The organism is Streptosporangium sp. NPDC023963, from assembly GCF_040639135.1.
Lineage (GTDB): Bacteria > Actinomycetota > Actinomycetes > Streptosporangiales > Streptosporangiaceae > Streptosporangium.
The window spans coordinates 269036-283679 of sequence record NZ_JBEZZK010000004.1 but is presented as its reverse complement, the minus strand read 5'-3'; the positions used below and the strand labels follow the sequence as shown (position 1 = coordinate 283679).

Annotated in this window: 16 protein-coding genes and 1 tRNA gene; 9 read left to right on the top strand and 8 right to left on the bottom strand. The window is 73.2% G+C overall.

What is annotated here, in order from left to right; genetic code table 11:
- Nucleotides 1-2 precede the first annotated feature (2 nt).
- Genes AB0F88_RS15765 through AB0F88_RS15745 form a run of 5 tightly spaced genes read left to right on the top strand, consistent with a single transcriptional unit; the run spans nucleotide 3 to nucleotide 5403 of the window.
- Nucleotides 3-959 (top strand): STM4015 family protein, encoded by a 957-nt coding sequence (locus AB0F88_RS15765; RefSeq protein WP_362683259.1) that lies wholly within the window; start codon nucleotides 3-5, stop codon nucleotides 957-959.
- A complete protein-coding gene (locus AB0F88_RS15760; RefSeq protein WP_362683256.1) occupies nucleotides 956-2269 on the top strand; it encodes an STM4014 family protein in 1314 nt (437 codons plus the stop codon). The genes AB0F88_RS15765 and AB0F88_RS15760 overlap by 4 nt, the downstream gene beginning before the upstream one ends.
- 1 nt (nucleotide 2270) lies before the next feature.
- On the top strand, nucleotides 2271-3077 hold the full coding sequence (locus tag AB0F88_RS15755; protein ID WP_362684352.1) for an STM4013/SEN3800 family hydrolase: 807 nt from the start codon (nucleotides 2271-2273) through the stop codon (nucleotides 3075-3077).
- Complete coding sequence (locus AB0F88_RS15750) at nucleotides 3068-4546, top strand: STM4012 family radical SAM protein (protein ID WP_362683253.1); 1479 nt, start codon at nucleotides 3068-3070, stop codon at nucleotides 4544-4546. The genes AB0F88_RS15755 and AB0F88_RS15750 overlap by 10 nt, the downstream gene beginning before the upstream one ends.
- Nucleotides 4543-5403 (top strand): STM4011 family radical SAM protein, encoded by an 861-nt coding sequence (locus AB0F88_RS15745; RefSeq protein WP_362683250.1) that lies wholly within the window; start codon nucleotides 4543-4545, stop codon nucleotides 5401-5403. The genes AB0F88_RS15750 and AB0F88_RS15745 overlap by 4 nt, the downstream gene beginning before the upstream one ends.
- Nucleotides 5404-5432: 29 nt before the next feature.
- Here the strand turns inward: AB0F88_RS15745 and AB0F88_RS15740 are convergent, their stop codons facing one another.
- Nucleotides 5433-6059: a helix-turn-helix domain-containing protein gene (locus tag AB0F88_RS15740; RefSeq protein ID WP_362683247.1), complete on the bottom strand. Its 627-nt coding sequence runs from the start codon at nucleotides 6057-6059 to the stop codon at nucleotides 5433-5435.
- A gap of 41 nt (nucleotides 6060-6100) precedes the next feature.
- On the opposite strand from AB0F88_RS15740, the gene AB0F88_RS15735 reads away from it, so the two are divergent.
- Nucleotides 6101-6823, top strand: a complete 723-nt coding sequence (locus AB0F88_RS15735; RefSeq protein ID WP_362683244.1) for a hypothetical protein — start codon at nucleotides 6101-6103, stop codon at nucleotides 6821-6823.
- Between the two features lie 90 nt (nucleotides 6824-6913).
- Here the strand turns inward: AB0F88_RS15735 and AB0F88_RS15730 are convergent, their stop codons facing one another.
- The 3 genes from AB0F88_RS15730 to AB0F88_RS15720 all read right to left on the bottom strand — a co-directional run bounded on the left by AB0F88_RS15730 (nucleotide 6914) and on the right by AB0F88_RS15720 (nucleotide 9435).
- Nucleotides 6914-7846, bottom strand: a complete 933-nt coding sequence (locus AB0F88_RS15730) for a class I SAM-dependent methyltransferase (RefSeq protein ID WP_362683241.1) — start codon at nucleotides 7844-7846, stop codon at nucleotides 6914-6916.
- A 264-nt stretch (nucleotides 7847-8110) separates the two neighbouring features.
- On the bottom strand, nucleotides 8111-8725 hold the full coding sequence (locus AB0F88_RS15725) for a TetR/AcrR family transcriptional regulator (protein ID WP_362683238.1): 615 nt from the start codon (nucleotides 8723-8725) through the stop codon (nucleotides 8111-8113).
- A 53-nt stretch (nucleotides 8726-8778) separates the two neighbouring features.
- The gene (locus tag AB0F88_RS15720; protein ID WP_362683235.1) at nucleotides 8779-9435 is read right to left on the bottom strand and encodes a helix-turn-helix domain-containing protein; all 657 of its coding nucleotides are present in this window, start codon (nucleotides 9433-9435) and stop codon (nucleotides 8779-8781) included.
- Nucleotides 9436-9529: 94 nt separating this feature from the next.
- On the opposite strand from AB0F88_RS15720, the gene AB0F88_RS15715 reads away from it, so the two are divergent.
- Nucleotides 9530-9901, top strand: a complete 372-nt coding sequence (locus AB0F88_RS15715; protein WP_362683232.1) for a DoxX family protein — start codon at nucleotides 9530-9532, stop codon at nucleotides 9899-9901.
- A gap of 38 nt (nucleotides 9902-9939) precedes the next feature.
- Here the strand turns inward: AB0F88_RS15715 and AB0F88_RS15710 are convergent, their stop codons facing one another.
- The 3 genes from AB0F88_RS15710 to AB0F88_RS15700 are packed head-to-tail and all read right to left on the bottom strand — an operon-like array spanning nucleotide 9940 to nucleotide 12646.
- Nucleotides 9940-10593: a biliverdin-producing heme oxygenase gene (locus tag AB0F88_RS15710; protein WP_362683229.1), complete on the bottom strand. Its 654-nt coding sequence runs from the start codon at nucleotides 10591-10593 to the stop codon at nucleotides 9940-9942.
- A gap of 60 nt (nucleotides 10594-10653) precedes the next feature.
- Nucleotides 10654-11913, bottom strand: coding sequence for an acyltransferase family protein (locus AB0F88_RS15705; protein ID WP_362683226.1), 1260 nt, complete (start codon nucleotides 11911-11913; stop codon nucleotides 10654-10656).
- A complete protein-coding gene (locus AB0F88_RS15700) occupies nucleotides 11906-12646 on the bottom strand; it encodes an alpha/beta hydrolase (protein ID WP_362683223.1) in 741 nt (246 codons plus the stop codon). Before AB0F88_RS15700 ends, AB0F88_RS15705 begins: the two co-directional genes overlap by 8 nt.
- 289 nt (nucleotides 12647-12935) lie before the next feature.
- Here AB0F88_RS15700 and AB0F88_RS15695 point away from each other — a divergent pair, with 289 nt between their 5' ends.
- Nucleotides 12936-13502 carry a GNAT family N-acetyltransferase gene (locus tag AB0F88_RS15695; RefSeq protein WP_362683220.1) on the top strand — a complete coding sequence of 189 codons (567 nt, stop codon included), beginning with the start codon at nucleotides 12936-12938 and terminating at the stop codon, nucleotides 13500-13502.
- A gap of 15 nt (nucleotides 13503-13517) precedes the next feature.
- Here AB0F88_RS15695 and selD read toward each other — a convergent pair whose 3' ends face one another.
- Complete coding sequence (gene selD / locus AB0F88_RS15690) at nucleotides 13518-14513, bottom strand: selenide, water dikinase SelD (protein WP_362683217.1); 996 nt, start codon at nucleotides 14511-14513, stop codon at nucleotides 13518-13520.
- 18 nt (nucleotides 14514-14531) lie between these two features.
- On the opposite strand from selD, the gene AB0F88_RS15685 reads away from it, so the two are divergent.
- Nucleotides 14532-14625: transfer RNA gene (locus AB0F88_RS15685), tRNA-Sec, on the top strand.
- Nucleotides 14626-14644 lie beyond the last annotated feature (19 nt).

The following is a 14644-nucleotide window of genomic DNA, read 5'->3' as shown; positions in this document are numbered from 1 at the left end:
CGATGGACCACACAGAGTTCAACGACCACGTCGACGGTCTCTACCGGGGAGACTACGCGGGCCTGCCCATCGTGAGCCTGCGCCCTCCAGGCGCCCCCCACCCCCCGGCCGGCGAGGCGGCGTGGCGCGTCTCGGTCCGCGTCTACGACGCCAAGGAGACCTTCGAGGAGCACTTCGCGCGCTTCATCGAGACCGTCGACACCGCCGAGGTCAGGGCGCTCATCGTCGGAGGCTGGGAGGACGCCTACGAGAAGGAGGCGTCGGCTCCCGTCCGGCTGCTGTCGGAGAGCGCGGCGCGCTTCCCCGCCCTGCGCTCGCTCTTCTTCGCCGCGATGCCGCAGGAGGAGTGCGAGATCTCCTGGATCCAGCAGAGCGACGTCACGCCGCTGCTGGAGGCCTTCCCGCTGCTGGAGCGGCTGGAGGTCCGGGGCGGGACGGGCCTGGAGCTGCGGCCGGTCCGGCACGAGCACCTCAGGGTGCTGCGCTTCGAGGCGGGCGGGCTGCCCGCCTCCGTGGTCAGGGGGGTCGGCATGAGCGAGTTCCCCGCGCTCGAGTATCTGGAGGCCTGGCTCGGCACGAGCGAGTACGGCGGCGAGACCACCGCCGCCGACCTGGAGAACATCCTGTCCGGCGAGCGGCTGCCCGCGCTCAGGCACCTGGGGCTGCAGAACAGCGAGATCCAGGACGAGGTCGCCGCTCTCGTCGCCTCCGCCCCCGTCGTGGCCCGGCTGGAGTCGCTCTCCCAGTCGATGGGCGTGCTCACCGACCGGGGCGCCGAGGCCCTGCTGTCGGGACGGCCCCTGACCCACCTCGCACGCCTGGACCTGCACCACCACTACCTGACCGACGCCATGGTCGGGCGTCTCACGGCGGCGTTCTCCGGCTCCGGCGTCGAGCTCGACGTGTCCGATCAGAAGGAGGCCGACGGCGAGTGGCGCTACGTCGCGGTCGCCGAGTGACCACGATCGCCGCCGGTGGCAGGCCGGGCGACCGGCGGGTGCCCGCGATCGCCGCCGGTGGCACTGACGGCGACCGTCGAGTCCCCACGATCGCCGTCGTCGGCACGCCGGGAGACCGGCGGGTGACCATGTTCGCCGACGCCTGCGCCCGGCAGGGGCTGGCCGAGCCCGCCGTCGTGCCGTGGACGTCCGTGCTGCGCGGCGAGGAGATCGGGATCGAGCCGGGGACGCTGGTGCGGATCGACTCGCCCGGGGAGGACGCCGAGGCGGACGCGCTGCTGCGTGGCCCCGGCGAGCCGTCCAGGGTCGGCGGCGGCGCCCGCTGGCACGCCGGGTTCGTCGCCGGGGCCGACCGGGTCCGCCGGGCCGTGGCCGCGACGCCGGAGGCCGTGCTGCTCGCCGACGTCGAGGACGTGGCGGTGATGTTCGACAAGCGGCTGTGCCACGCCAGGCTGTCGGCGGCCGGGGTGCCGGTGCCGCCGGCCCTCGCCGGGCCGGTCGGCGGCTACGCCGAGCTGCGCGAGCGGATGGGGGAGGCCCGCTGGGGCCGGGTGTTCGTCAAACCGGCCCACGGCTCGTCGGCCTCCGGGATCATCGCCCTGCACGCGTCGGGCCGCCGGGTCAGGGCGGTGACCTCGGCGGAGCCGGCCTCCGGCGAGCTGCACAACTCCCTGCGGCTCAGGTGTTACGAGGACGAGGCCGACCTGGCGGCGATCGTCGACCTGCTGGCCCGGGACGGCCTCCACGTCGAGCGCTGGTTCCCCAAGGCGAGCGTCGGCGGGCGCGCGATCGACCTGAGGGTGGTCGTCGTGGACGGCACGCCCACCCACGCGGTCGTCCGTGCGAGCCGCGGGCCGATGACCAACCTCCACCTCGGTGGCGTACGGGGTGACCTGGGCACCGTTGTCGCCGGTCTCGGCCCCCGCGGGTGGGAGCGGGCCCTGGAGATCTGCGCGCGGGCGGCGGCCCGCTTCCCCGGGAGCCTGGCCGTCGGGGTCGATCTGATGATCGGGGTCGACTGGCGGGAGTTCGCGGTGGCCGAGGTCAACGCGTTCGGCGACCTGCTCCCCCGGCTGGAGGGCCTGCCCGGTAGCGGGGCCGAGGGCCTCGACACCTATGGCGCCCAGGTCCGCGCGATTCTCGCCCGGCACGCCCCGGTGAAAGACCGGCATGTGCCGGCGAAGGACCGGTACGCCCCGGCGGGAGCCAGGTACGTATCGGCGAAAGAGCGGCGCACCCCGGCGGGAGACCGGTATGCCCCGCGAGAGGCAGGCCCGCCCCGGCAGGGGAGCGGGAGGCCCCGTGCGTGACATGAACGAGGTGGTGGGCAGCCACGACCTGCTGCTGGTGACGCTCGACACCCTCCGGTACGACGTGGCGGAGGAGCTGATGGCCGCCGGGCGGCTGCCCACCCTGGCGCGGGCGCTGCCCGGCGGGCGATGGGAGCGCCGGCACAGCCCGGGGAGCTTCACCTACGCGGCGCACGCCGCGATCCTCGCCGGTTTCCTGCCGACCCCCGTCGCGCCGGGACCGCACCCCCGCCCGTTCGCCGCCGCGTTCCCCGGCAGCGAGACCACGGCCCCGGGCACCTGGGTGTTCGACGCCCCCGACCTGCCCGCGGGGCTGGCGGGAGCGGGCTACCACACGGTCTGCGTCGGGGGGGTCGGGTTCTTCAACAAGCTGACCCCGCTCGGGTCCGCGCTGCCGGGGATGTTCGCCGAGAGCCACTGGGAGCCGGGGTTCGGGGTCACCGCGCCCGCCTCCTTCGAGGCGCAGATCGCCCGCGCGGAGCGGGCGGTGGCGGGAGCCGACCGGCCGGTCTTCCTGTTCGTCAACGTCTCGGCGCTGCACCAGCCCAACTGGTTCCACCTGCCCGGGGCCACCCGCGAGCACGGCGACAGCCGCCGGAGCCAGGCCGCCGCGCTCGAATACGTCGACCGGCACATCGGCAGGTTGTTCGCGCTGATGAGCGACCGGCGGCCGGGGTTCGCGATCGTCTGTTCCGATCACGGCACCGCCTACGGTGAAGACGGATACACCGGGCACAGGATCGGTCACGAGGTCGTCTGGACCGTGCCCTACGGGGAGTTCACGATGGAGCGGGGGCAATGGCGATGAGCACAGGTTCCGGCCGGGTGCCGCGGACGGCGGACGGCGGGCGCGCCGTGCTTCCCGTGCTTCCCGTGCTTCCCGCACCTCCCATACCTCCCGCACCTCCCGTCCTGCCCCTCTCCACGGCGCCCCCGGCCGCCGGTGCCCCGGCGGAGGCGGGCCCGTACCAGGGCTACGTCTACGCGTACCCGCACAAGACGGCCTACCGGCCGCTGGACCCGCGGCCGTCGCTGGCCGAGGTGTGGGCGGGAGAGGCCGTCGAACGCCTCTTCCTCTACCTGCACATCCCGTTCTGCGAGATGCGCTGCGGTTTCTGCAACCTGTTCACCAGGACCGGCGCCCCCGAGGAGCTCGTCGCCGCCTATCTCGACGCGCTGGAACGCCAGGCGGGCGCCGTACGGGACGCCCTGGGAGATCCCCGCTTCGCGGCGGCGGCCGTCGGCGGCGGCACGCCGACCTACCTGAGCGCCGCCGAGCTCACCCGGATGTTCGACCTCACCGAGCGGATCACGGGCGCCGACCTGCGGGCCGTGCCGATGTCGGTGGAGACCTCCCCGGCGACCGCGACGGCCGACCGGCTCGCCGTCCTCGCCGAGCGGGGGACGACCCGCGTCTCGATCGGCGTGCAGAGCTTCGTCGACGCCGAGGCCCGCGCGGCGGTCAGGCCGCAGCGGCGGCGGGAGGTCGAGACGGCGCTCGGCCGGATCCGCGAGGCCGGGTTCGAGGCGCTCAACATCGACCTGATCTACGGCATCGACGGGCAGACGGAGGCGTCCTGGCGTCACTCGCTGGACGCCGCGCTCGCCTGGAAGCCCGAGGAGATCTACCTCTACCCCCTGTACGTCCGCCCGCTCACCGGCCTCGGGCGCCGTGCCCGCGACTGGGACGACCACCGCCTCACCCTCTACCGCCAGGGTCGCGACCACCTGCTCACCGCCGGGTACGAGCAGGTCTCGATGCGGATGTTCCGGCTCCCCGGGCGCGCGAGCCCCGCCGAGTACACCTGCCAGAGCGACGGCATGGTCGGCCTCGGCTGCGGTGCCCGCTCCTACACCTCCGGCCTGCACTACTCCTACGAGTACGCGGTCGGCGCCGGCCAGGTGCGCGCGATCATCGACGACTACGTGCGCCTGGCCCCCGGGGAGTTCGCGGTCGCCAACGTGGGGTTCCGGCTGGACGACGACGACCGGCGCCGCCGCCATCTCATCCAGTCGCTGCTCCAGGCCGACGGTCTCGACCCCGTCGCCTACCGCGACCGTTTCGGAGCCGGTCCCGAGGCCCATTTCGGCGCGGAGCTGGAGCGTCTGGCGGCGCGGGGCCTGCTGGAGCGCGACGCCCCGCCGCCCGGAGGCGGGAGGGGCGAGCCCGGCCGGCTCCGGCTCACCGCCGAGGGCCTGGCCCACTCCGACGCGATCGGCCCCGCGCTGTTCTCCGGCAGGGTCCGCGCCCTGATGGCCCGATACGAGGACCGGTGACGACGCAGGCGGGCGAGCTGACGATCCTCTACCGGGGGCCGCTGGCGAGCTGCGACTACGACTGCCCCTACTGCCCGTTCGCCAAGCGGCGCGACGATCGCGGGCGGCTGGCGAGGGACCGGGCGGCGCTGGAGCGGTTCACCGCGTGGGTGGCCGGGCGGGACCACCCGGTCTCGGTGCTGTTCACCCCCTGGGGCGAGGGCCTCGTCCGGTCCTGGTACCGCCGGGCGATGGTCGAGCTGAGCCACCTGCCCCACGTGCGGCGGGTCGCCATCCAGACCAACTTCAGCTGCCGGCCCGGATGGCTGGCCGAGGCCGACCTGGACACGCTCGCCCTCTGGGTGACCTACCATCCCGGCCAGGTCCCGTACGAGCGCTTCCTCGGCCGCTGCCGTGACCTCGTCGCGCGCGGGGTCCGCTTCAGCGTCGGCGTCGTCGGGCTGCCCGAGCACCTCGGCCAGGCCCGCCGCGTCCGGGCCGACCTGCCGGGGGAGGTGTACGTCTGGGTGAACGCCGCGGAGGGCGCCGTTTACACCGACGACGAGGCGGGCGCCTGGACGGCGATCGACCCGCTGTTCCACCACAGCCGGACGCCGCACCGGAGCGCGGGCCTGCCCTGCCGTACCGGAGACAGCGTGATCTCCGTCGACGGCGAAGGCACCGTGCGGCGCTGCCACTTCGTCCCGGCCGTGCTCGGCAACCTCTACGACGGCACGTTCAGCCCGAGGGCCGCGGCATGTCCGGCGGCGATGTGCGACTGCCACATCGGCTACGTGCATCTGGAGACGACCGGCCTCTACGACGTCTTCGCCGGGGGGATCCTGGAGCGGATCCCCGCCCGCCTCCCGCCGGGCTGAGCGGCTGCCGGGCCGTCGCGGAGGGGACGTCAGCGCAGGAGCTCGCGGGCCAGTGCCTCGCTCCACCACCGCTCGACGCGGTCGGGTGACCAGCCGCGTTCGACGGTGAGCGTGGTGTAGACGTCGATGTTGCACAGGGCGGCGTAGACGTCGACGGCGGAGCGCACGTCCAGGCCGCGTCGCAGGACGCCGTCCGGCCAGGACGAGAACACCAGCTCGCGGGTCCTGTCACCCTGTCCGCGGCCCTCGCGGTAGGCCGCCGCCAGCTCGGGCTCGGTGCGGGCCGCCTCGCGGACCAGCGCGATGACGTCACCGGCGCGTTCGAACAGCCGCCGGTCGTAGGCGGCCATCGCCGCGAGCTGCCGCCCGGGATCCGCCGCCGAGGCCTCCAGCGTCTCCAGCATCCGCGGTACGTCGGCCGACAGGTCCGCCGCGTCCGCCAGAGCCCGGGTCAGCCCTGCCTTGTTCCCGTACGCCGCGTAGACCGTCGGCACCGAGACTCCCGCCTCGCGGGCGACCTCCCGCACGGTCGTCGCCGCCCACCCCTGGGAGACGAACAGCCTGCGGGCGGCGACGGCGATCTCCACCCGGGTCTCCCGCGCCTGCGTCGCCCGGCGCAACGAGTCGTAACGGCGCCGGTCCGGCTCTGCGTTCACCGGTTCCCCCTCAATGACTTTACGAGGCTTATAATGAATATATGTTGCGTAAATCTCGCGGAGAGACCGCCCTCGGCTTCCCCCGGATCACCGGCCTCGCCGCCATCGGCTTCGCCGCCACGATCGTCCTCGCCAACGCGATCATGGTGCCCGCGGGCCTGCCGCTCACCGGTGCCGAGATCGGCGAGGTCGACGCGTTCTTCGGCACCCGGGGCGGCGTCGTCGCCGTCGCGTCCGCGCTCACTCCCACCGCCTGGCTGCTGGCCACGCTGTTCGGCGCGGGTGCCGTCTCCGCGCTGCGGCGCTTCGAGCGCGGCCGGGACGAGGCGTGGTCACTGCTCGGATTCACCGGCCTGGCCCTGCAGAACGTCACCTTCGCCGCGGTCATCGCGATCCGCCTCGCGCTCACGTCGACGACCGCGCGGCACAGCCCCGCGACCGGGGGACTGCGGGTCCTGCACGACGCGCTGTTCACCCTCAACGGCACCTTCCTGGCCCTCGCCCTGATCGGCCTGTCCGTCGCCGGCCTGCGCGCCGGTCTCATCCGGCCGTGGCACGGCACCGTGGGGCTGATCTCGGCCGCGCTGCTGTTCGGCTCGGCCACCCTCACCCCGCTGGTCATCGACCGCGCCGGACCGCTCGGTCTCCTGGGCCTCGCCGGCTGGCTGATGTGGGTCGTCTGGATCGTCGCGTACGGCGTCACCCTGATCCGCCTGAACCAGACTGATCCTACGGGGAGCGTTCCGGGCGCCGGCCGACCGTGACGACGCCGCCGGGCGGAGGCACCCGCGCGGGCAGGCCGGGCGATCGTGAGCGATCCGGCGGCGACAGGGGCGACAGGGGCGACGTCCGGATCAGGCGCGTCCGCGCCGGGCGACCCTGCGGGTCCACCGCACGGCACGCCGCACCACGGGACCGGCCAGGCTGATCTCCGAGGTGGCCTTCTTCAGGGCCTGGGTCGCGGCCCGTGACTCCGCCATCGCCTTCCTCAGCTCCGCCGTGGTGCGCTGGAGCTCCTCGCCGAGCTTCCTCAGCGTGGCGGCGTCACCCGCGGGAGGCGCGGGTTTCTTGATCTGGTTGACCCGGACGAGTTCCCAGCCGTCGAACGCGTCCGTGGTGTGCCACAGGTCCTCGCGGGACTCCAGCCAGCGCAGCAGGCGCTCCCGGACCGGGGCCGCGTCCCCCCAGGTCGCGTAGAGCTTCTGCGTGCTGACGCAGATCGGCGCCAGGCCCAGGTTCGCCACCGCCTCCCAGACGGCCATCGCCACCCCGGGCGTGTGCACGCTCCGGTAGTCGTCGAAGACGACTATCCCGTCGGGACGCAGGACCTTCCTGGCCGACATGACGTCCTGTCGTACGTGTACGTACAGGTGCGAGGCGTCCACATGGACGAACCTGCACGACTCGGCCGCGACGTGGTCGAGGACGATCGAGGTCGGGCCGTGCACGATCCGCGGGAGCGCGTCGTGGAAGGTGAGGTAGTTCTCCTCGAACCTGTCCCGGGTGAGCGCGGAGTAGGACCGGCTCGTTTCGGCGTCGTTGGCCGCCTCGGGCGCCTCGGACTCGAAGAGGTCGCAGACCGTGAACACCTCACCGGGACGCGCGTGCGCCCCGATCATGACCGCGCTCTTGCCGAGGTACGTTCCCAGCTCCAGCAGGTCGCCGGGGGAGTTCTCCGTGGCCTGCCCGGACAGGATCCATTCGAAGAGCCGCTGGTCGGTGCCCCAGAACCAACCGGGGATCCGGTCGAGTGACTTCGGGGTGATCTCTGCCTTCGCTGCTGACATGGGCGGACCCTAGCAACCGGGAACGGCGGTCCGGCGAGTGTTGGCCTGATGGTCGCCCACGGTGTGCCCGCACGACACGTGGCCGTCGGCCGCCGCTCACCCGGTGGCCCGCGCCGGCTCTCCCGCACCGGCTGACCTCGGGGAGTCCCGCTCCGCCGGAGGGCCGGACGTCGGAGAGGCCGGACGGTCCCGGCCGCCGGCACGCGTACGGCCAGGGGAGGCTCAGCTCCCGTCAGGGGACGCTCGGAGAGCCCAGGCCGGGACTCAGATCCCGTCGGGGACGCTCGCGGAGCCCAGGCCGCGGAGCACGAAACCGGAGACGATCCTCTCGGCCTCCTCGGGCGTCACCTCGCCGCGGAGCAGCGGCATCCGCTCGGCGCCGATGACGGAGAGGATCATCCGGGCGGCGGCGGCCACGTCGGGGGCCCGGAAGTCCCCCGACGACACGCCGCTGTCGATGATGCCGGTCAGGATGCGCTGCATCGGCTCGACGTGGTCGGCCAGGCGCTGGTAGGCGTCGGGGCCCAGCGCCGCCGACAGGTCGGCGGGGCCGGGGTGGGGGTGGGCGAGCAGCCCGTCGAGCTGGAGCCTGACGAAGACCCGCAGCCGCTCGGCGGGCGAGGCCCGGCCGGGCAGCTCCCGCTCGTAGCTGTCGATGAAGTAGTGCGTCACCCGCTCGGTGAAGGCGAGCAGCAGCGCGGCCTTGTCCGGGAAGTAGTTGTACAGGACGGTGCGGGTGATCTCGGCCTCGTTCGCCACGTCGGTCATGGAGATGGCGTCGATGCCCTGGTCCCGGGAGAGACGCGAGACCGCCCGCAGGATGCGATCCTGGGTCTGGACGCGGTGCTCGCCGATGGTCGCGGCCGAAATCCGGGGCATGGCCCCATGGTCGCACAGCGCCGGCACCTCGTCAGGCGGGGCCCGTGGCGGGGTCAGCGATGGAGACGGGCCGTGAGCATCGCGTTGCGCATGTCCTCGGCGCTGGGGGCCGGGGGGAGCGGCGGGGCGGCCCGGTCGGCGCGGCCGGCGCGGCACGCGTCGAGGATCAGGCCGATCAGCCGCCGCCACGCCTCCGGGGCGGCGCAGCGCGTGGAGCCGAGCACCCCGGCGTTGGCCATCATGATCAGCATCAGGTCCTGGCCGGTGAAGTCGGCGCGCAGCGTCCCGGAGCGGCGGGCCCGCTCGATCACCCGGTCGACCGCCGCCAGCGCCCGTGCCCTCGGCGCCTCCAGCGCCGCCCCGGGGAAGCAGGAGGTGAGACCCTCGGTCACCCCCTGGTCGGCGGCCTGCATGCCGCAGATGTGCTCGACCAGCCCGGCGAACCCCTCCCACGGGTCGCCGGCGAGTTCCGCCGCCTCGGCGGCCTCGACGAACTCGGTCATGCGGTCGGCCAGGATCGCCTCGATGAGCGCCTCGCGGTCGGGGAAGCGCCGGTAGAGCGTGGCGATGTTCACCTCCGCCCGGCGGGCGATCTCCTCCAGGGGCACGTCGAGCCCGCCCTCGCGGAACGCGACCCGCGCCGCCGCCACGATCCGCTCCCGGTTGATCTCGGCGTCCTTGCGCAATCCCCGCCTCTTGCACGCGTCCATGAACAGATTCTACAAAGTGAAGGCCATCCTGCGGTTATGCTACGGTAGCCCCCCAAGCGAAGGGCTGCCTTCACTTATCCTCTCGGAGAACACCATGAACATCGCCCTTTGGGTCGTGCAGATCCTGCTCGCCGGAGCCTTCTTCTTCGCCGGTCTCATCAAGGCCACCAAGCCCCGCGAGAGCCTGTCGGGCCAGATGCCCTGGGTGGAGGACTTCTCGGACGGCCAGGTCAAGATCATCGGCATCCTTGAGGTGCTGGCCGGGATCGGCCTCGTCCTGCCCGCCGTCACCGGCGTCCTGCCCGTCCTGACCCCGATCGCCGCCGCGGCCCTGGTGGTCACGATGATCGGCGCCCTCGTCGTGCACCTCCGGCGCAAGGAGTATCCGGGGATCGTGGTCAACGTGGTGCTCCTCGTGCTGGCCGCCTTCGTGGCCTGGGGCCGCTTCGGTCCCTACTCCTTCTGAGGCGAGGCGGGCGAGGTCCTGAGGCGAGGCGGGCGAGGTCAGGCGGCGAGCCCGGACCGGGCCACCCGGCCGAGCTCGCCCAGGACCTCGGTGTTGAGCTGGTACGCGAGCCTGGTCTCGCGGATCAGCCGCCCCTTCTCGGCCTCGTTCAGGGGGAGCGCGTCCAGCCGGGCCCGGTACTCGTTCTTGAAGCGGGGCAGGCTGCCGATCCCGTCGAAGAGGTAGAAGTCGACGCCGCCGCCCGGCTGGTAGCCGTAGATCTTCTGCAGCTCCATCCGGATGAACTGCCCGCCGGACAGGTCGCCCATGTAGCGGGTGTAATGGTGGGCGATGTAGCCGCCCGGCCAGGTGGCCGCCTGGTTGATGCGGGCGACCAGGGTCAGGGTCGGCTTGGACGGCTCGATCCTGGACCTCCAGCCGGACCCGTAGATCGTCTCCAGGTCGCGGACCAGCGCCTCCTCCCGGTAGAGCTCGGGAATGACGAACGGCGCCGCGACGGGATCCGCGGCCAGCGAGCGGGAGGCGCTCTCCAGGGCCACGTAGGCGAAGTAGTGCTGGGCGACCATCTCGCCGTAGGCCTCGGGGCTGAGGTCGCCCGCCATCAGCGCCTTGAGGTAGCTCTCGTCCTCGGCGGACTCGTGATCACCCCAGGTGGCGTTCCTGAGGACTTCGGAGAAGGGCGCTTCGCTCATGATCACTCCGCGACGAGGAAACCTTTTATGACGCAGTGTCACAAAAACCACGCCACCTCGTCAAGCCGATGACGACACCCTGTCATTAAATCGCCTGCGCGTTGACCGGGGAAGCCAGGCGAGCGCCAGAACCGCCGCGAACACCGGGAACCAGCCCAGCCGGTGCAGCAACCAGGCCGGTTCGTCGGGCACCGCGAGAAGGCCGGGCACGCCGCCGAAGCGCAGGGCGGCGACGGCGAGCACGACCACCGCGCTCTGGTGCCACAGGAAGAGCGTCATCGCCGACAGGTTGGCCAGCGCGACCCCCGCCCACAGCCGGGGACGCCGCATCAGCCGGGCCAGCGGCGCGCGGACGAGCAGCGCCAGCCCCACCTGGGCGAGGCCGAAGCAGACCACGGCCAGGCTGGGCGGGCTGAGGTTGGAGACCGCGTCCCCGGTCACGCCCACCATGCTCGCCGGATACCCGGCCCCGCCGACCAGCAGCGCCGCCCCGGCCGCCCCGCCGGCCAGCAGACCCGCCGCCACCCGGCGCGAGCCGAGCATCCCGCGAGCCCAGGCGATCCCCAGCGCGTACGGCACCAGCCATCCGGCCGCCAGGTTCGCCCACCCGATCCAGGCGGGGGCGCCGAGCCGGAACCTCGCCAGGTCCACCCCGAGCACGACGGCGAACGCCACGGCGGCCGTGACGCCCGGGTGCGCGCGCAGGAGGAGGGGGGCGGCGGCGGTCAGCGCGGCGAAGACGGCCAGGAACCACAGCGGCCCGATCGCCGGGACCAGCATCGCCCTGATCGTTCCCGCCGAGGTCCCGCGCAGCGCCATCCCCGCCGCGATCCCCGCCCACACCAGGACCAGCGGCACCGCCGGCCCCAGCAGCCTCCCCATCCTGGCCCGCACCCAGATTCCGGCCCGGTACGCGCCGCCCCCGGCCTCCCGGCGCGAACCGCGGGCCGCCCCGGGGCCCGTACCGCGTGACGGGGAGTCCGCTCCGCGGGTCTCCGGCCCGCGCGTCACCGCTGAGCGGAAGGGCTCGCGGGCCCTCGGGGCGCGCGCCGCCGCCGAACGTAGGCCGCGCGCCGCCGCGTAGCCGCCGACGAAGAAGAACACCGCCAGCGTCTGGAACACCCACGACAGCGGCGTGAACCCCGGCAGGTGGGCGAGCGGGCTGGACAGGTGAACCGCTCCCGCCGCGCCCGGCGCCCACGCCGTCACCAGCCAGTGCCCCAGCACCACGCCCACGATCGCCAGCGCCCGCAGCGCGTCCACCCCCCGGTCCCTGCCTTCGGGGGTGGCCGCCTCGATCCCGGCCGTGAGGCTAGCCACGGGACACCTCGCCGCCACGGCCGAGCGCGATCAGGGTCAGGTTGCGCAGGGACTCGCCGCCCGGTTCGAGATACTCGCTGTGCCCGGCGGAGCCGGTACCGAACAGGCGGGCGCCGAAGGCCGGGGCGGCGGGATCGGGACCGAAGCCGAGCGGCCCGATCCTGAGCTTGGGCACCCCGCGCATCCAGTCGCGGGCGCCGCTGCCCGCCCACAACCGGGTGCCGCCCAGCTCGGCGGCCGACGAGACGCCCAGCCCCGGGCTGCCGAACACGGCCGTGTCCGCGACCCCGGAACCGGGCACGGCCCCGGCGCACACCACCGAGCCGTAGCTGTGACACAGCAGGCTGACCCGTTTCCCTTCGAGCGTCCCGGTGACGTAGCGCCGCAACTCCACCGCGCCCCGTTCCGCGGCCTCCCCGGTCAGCACGCCGAGGCTGAGCGTCGCCGGGCTGTCGTAGCCGAGCCAGGCGACCACCGCCAGCCTCGCCCCCGGGTCCAGTGCCCGAGCCTCGGCCAGCAGCGCCCGCGCCCCGCCCCCCGGCGTGCTGTACGGCCTGGCCCTGCCGCCGTCGAAGGTGGCGGCCGTGGTGTCGGAGCCGGGGACGACGACCGCGACGTGCTCGGCCGTGCCGAGGTCGCCGTAGACCCGCACCACCCGGTCGCCCGCGGGCGGCGGGACCGTCACGTAGGCGAGCGCCGCGGCGACGGCCACGGCGAGCGAGCGGCGGAACATGGGAGCCTCCTGTCCGGTCTGAAGAACCGGACAGAACGCTAGGAATCACGGTCCGTAACCCGCGTCACCCCGAGGCGGTCACCTTCCCCGTCCCCCTCGGGAGCGAGGAGGGTGATCCCCGGACCGCTCCCGGACCGCTCCCGCGCCGATCCCGTGCCGCTTCCGGTCCGAGGCGGTCCGCTTCCGGTCCGAGGCGGTCCGCTCCCGGTCCGAGGCGGTCCGTTCCCGTGCCGCTTCCGGGGCGAGGGACGCCGCCGCCGTGCGCGGGCCCGGCGATAAACTCGGCCGGATGGAGACGGAACGGTTGATCATGCGCAGATGGCGGGAGGACGACCGGGAGCCGTTCGGGGCCCTGAACGCCGACCCCGAGGTGATGGAGCACTTCCCGGCCCCGCTGACCAGGTCGCAGAGCGACGCCATGGTCGACAGGATCGAGCTGGCCTTCGACGAGCACGGCTACGGGCTCTGGGCGCTGGAGGTCAGGGAGACGGGCCGGTTCATCGGCTTCACCGGGCTGGCGTGGCAGCGGTTCGAGGCGCCCTTCACCCCCGCCCTGGAGGTGGGATGGCGGCTGGCCAGGCACGCCTGGGGGCACGGGTACGCCGTCGAGGCGGCCGGACGGGCCGTCGCCGAGGGCTTCGCGGTGGCCGGGGTGGACGAGATCGTCTCCATGACGACCCGGCGCAACGCGCGCTCGCGCGCGGTGATGGAACGGCTGGGCATGACCCGCGACCCGTCCTGCGACTTCGACCACCCGGCGGTGCCCAGCAGCCACCCGTTGCGTCCCCACGTCCTGTACCGGCTCCGGCGGCCATGGCGACCCGCCACCGTCCCGCACTCCCGCTACGGCGGGTGACGCCCGGGCCCCTGCCTATTTCACGATCAGCACGTGTTCGCCGCGCGGGACGAGTTCGCCTATCACCGGAAAGCCTGGGATCTCGCCCGCGACGAGCAGGCCGCCGGAGGTTTGCGCGTCGGCGAGCAGAAGCCGCTCACTCTCCGGCAGGTCGCGGAAGTCACAGTGAGGGGCGATCCAGTCGAGGTTGCGGCGTGATCCGCCGCTGATGTATCCGTCGCGGAGGGCCTCCCGGGCTCCCTCCAGGTACGGCACGGCGGCACTGTCGACGACGGCGGAGACGCCGCTGGCCCTGGCGAGCTTGTAGAGATGGCCGAGAAGGCCGAAACCTGTGACGTCGGTGGCGCACACGATCCCCGCGGCCAGCGCCATCCGGGAGGCGTCGCGATTGAGCGTCGTCATTGTGGCGACGGCTTCCGGGAAGACCTCCCCGGTCGCCTTGTGCCGCGTGTTGAGCACTCCGACCCCCAGAGGTTTGGTGAGGGTGAGCGGGATGCCGGGTTTGCCGGCGTCCACGCGCAGCAGGCGGCCTGGATCGGCGAGGCCGGTTACGGCCAGCCCGTACTTGGGGTGGGCATCGTCGATGCTGTGGCCCCCCGCGAGATGGCAGCCCGCTGTCTGTGCCACCGCCGATCCGCCGCGCAGCACCTCGCGAGCGAGTTCGAGGGGCAGGACGTCGCGGGGCCAGCCGAGCAGGTTCAGGGCGATGACGGGCTCGCCGCCGACGGCGTAGACGTCGGAGAGCGCGTTGGTGGCCGCGATCCTGCCGAAGTCGTACGGATCGTCGACGACAGGAGTGAAGAAGTCCGTCGTCGCGACGATGGCCTGACCGTGGCCTTCCACCTGGAGCACCGCGGCGTCATCCCCCTGGTCGATGCCCAGCAGTAACCGGCCTGTCGCCGGAGAAGAGGCCGGGGAGAGTCCGGCGACCAGAGTCTCCAGCTCGCCTGGAGGAATCTTGCAACTGCAGCCGCCACCGGTGCCGTACTGCGTAAGCCTGATGCTGTTCATGGGTCTATGATCTACGTCGGAGGCGCTTAGGAGTCTGGTGACCCTCCTGGTCTTCAAAACCAGTGGCGCCGAGTATCTCGGCGCGGCGGGTTCGATTCCCGTCCGCCTCCGCTCATCAGGGAATGGTTTGC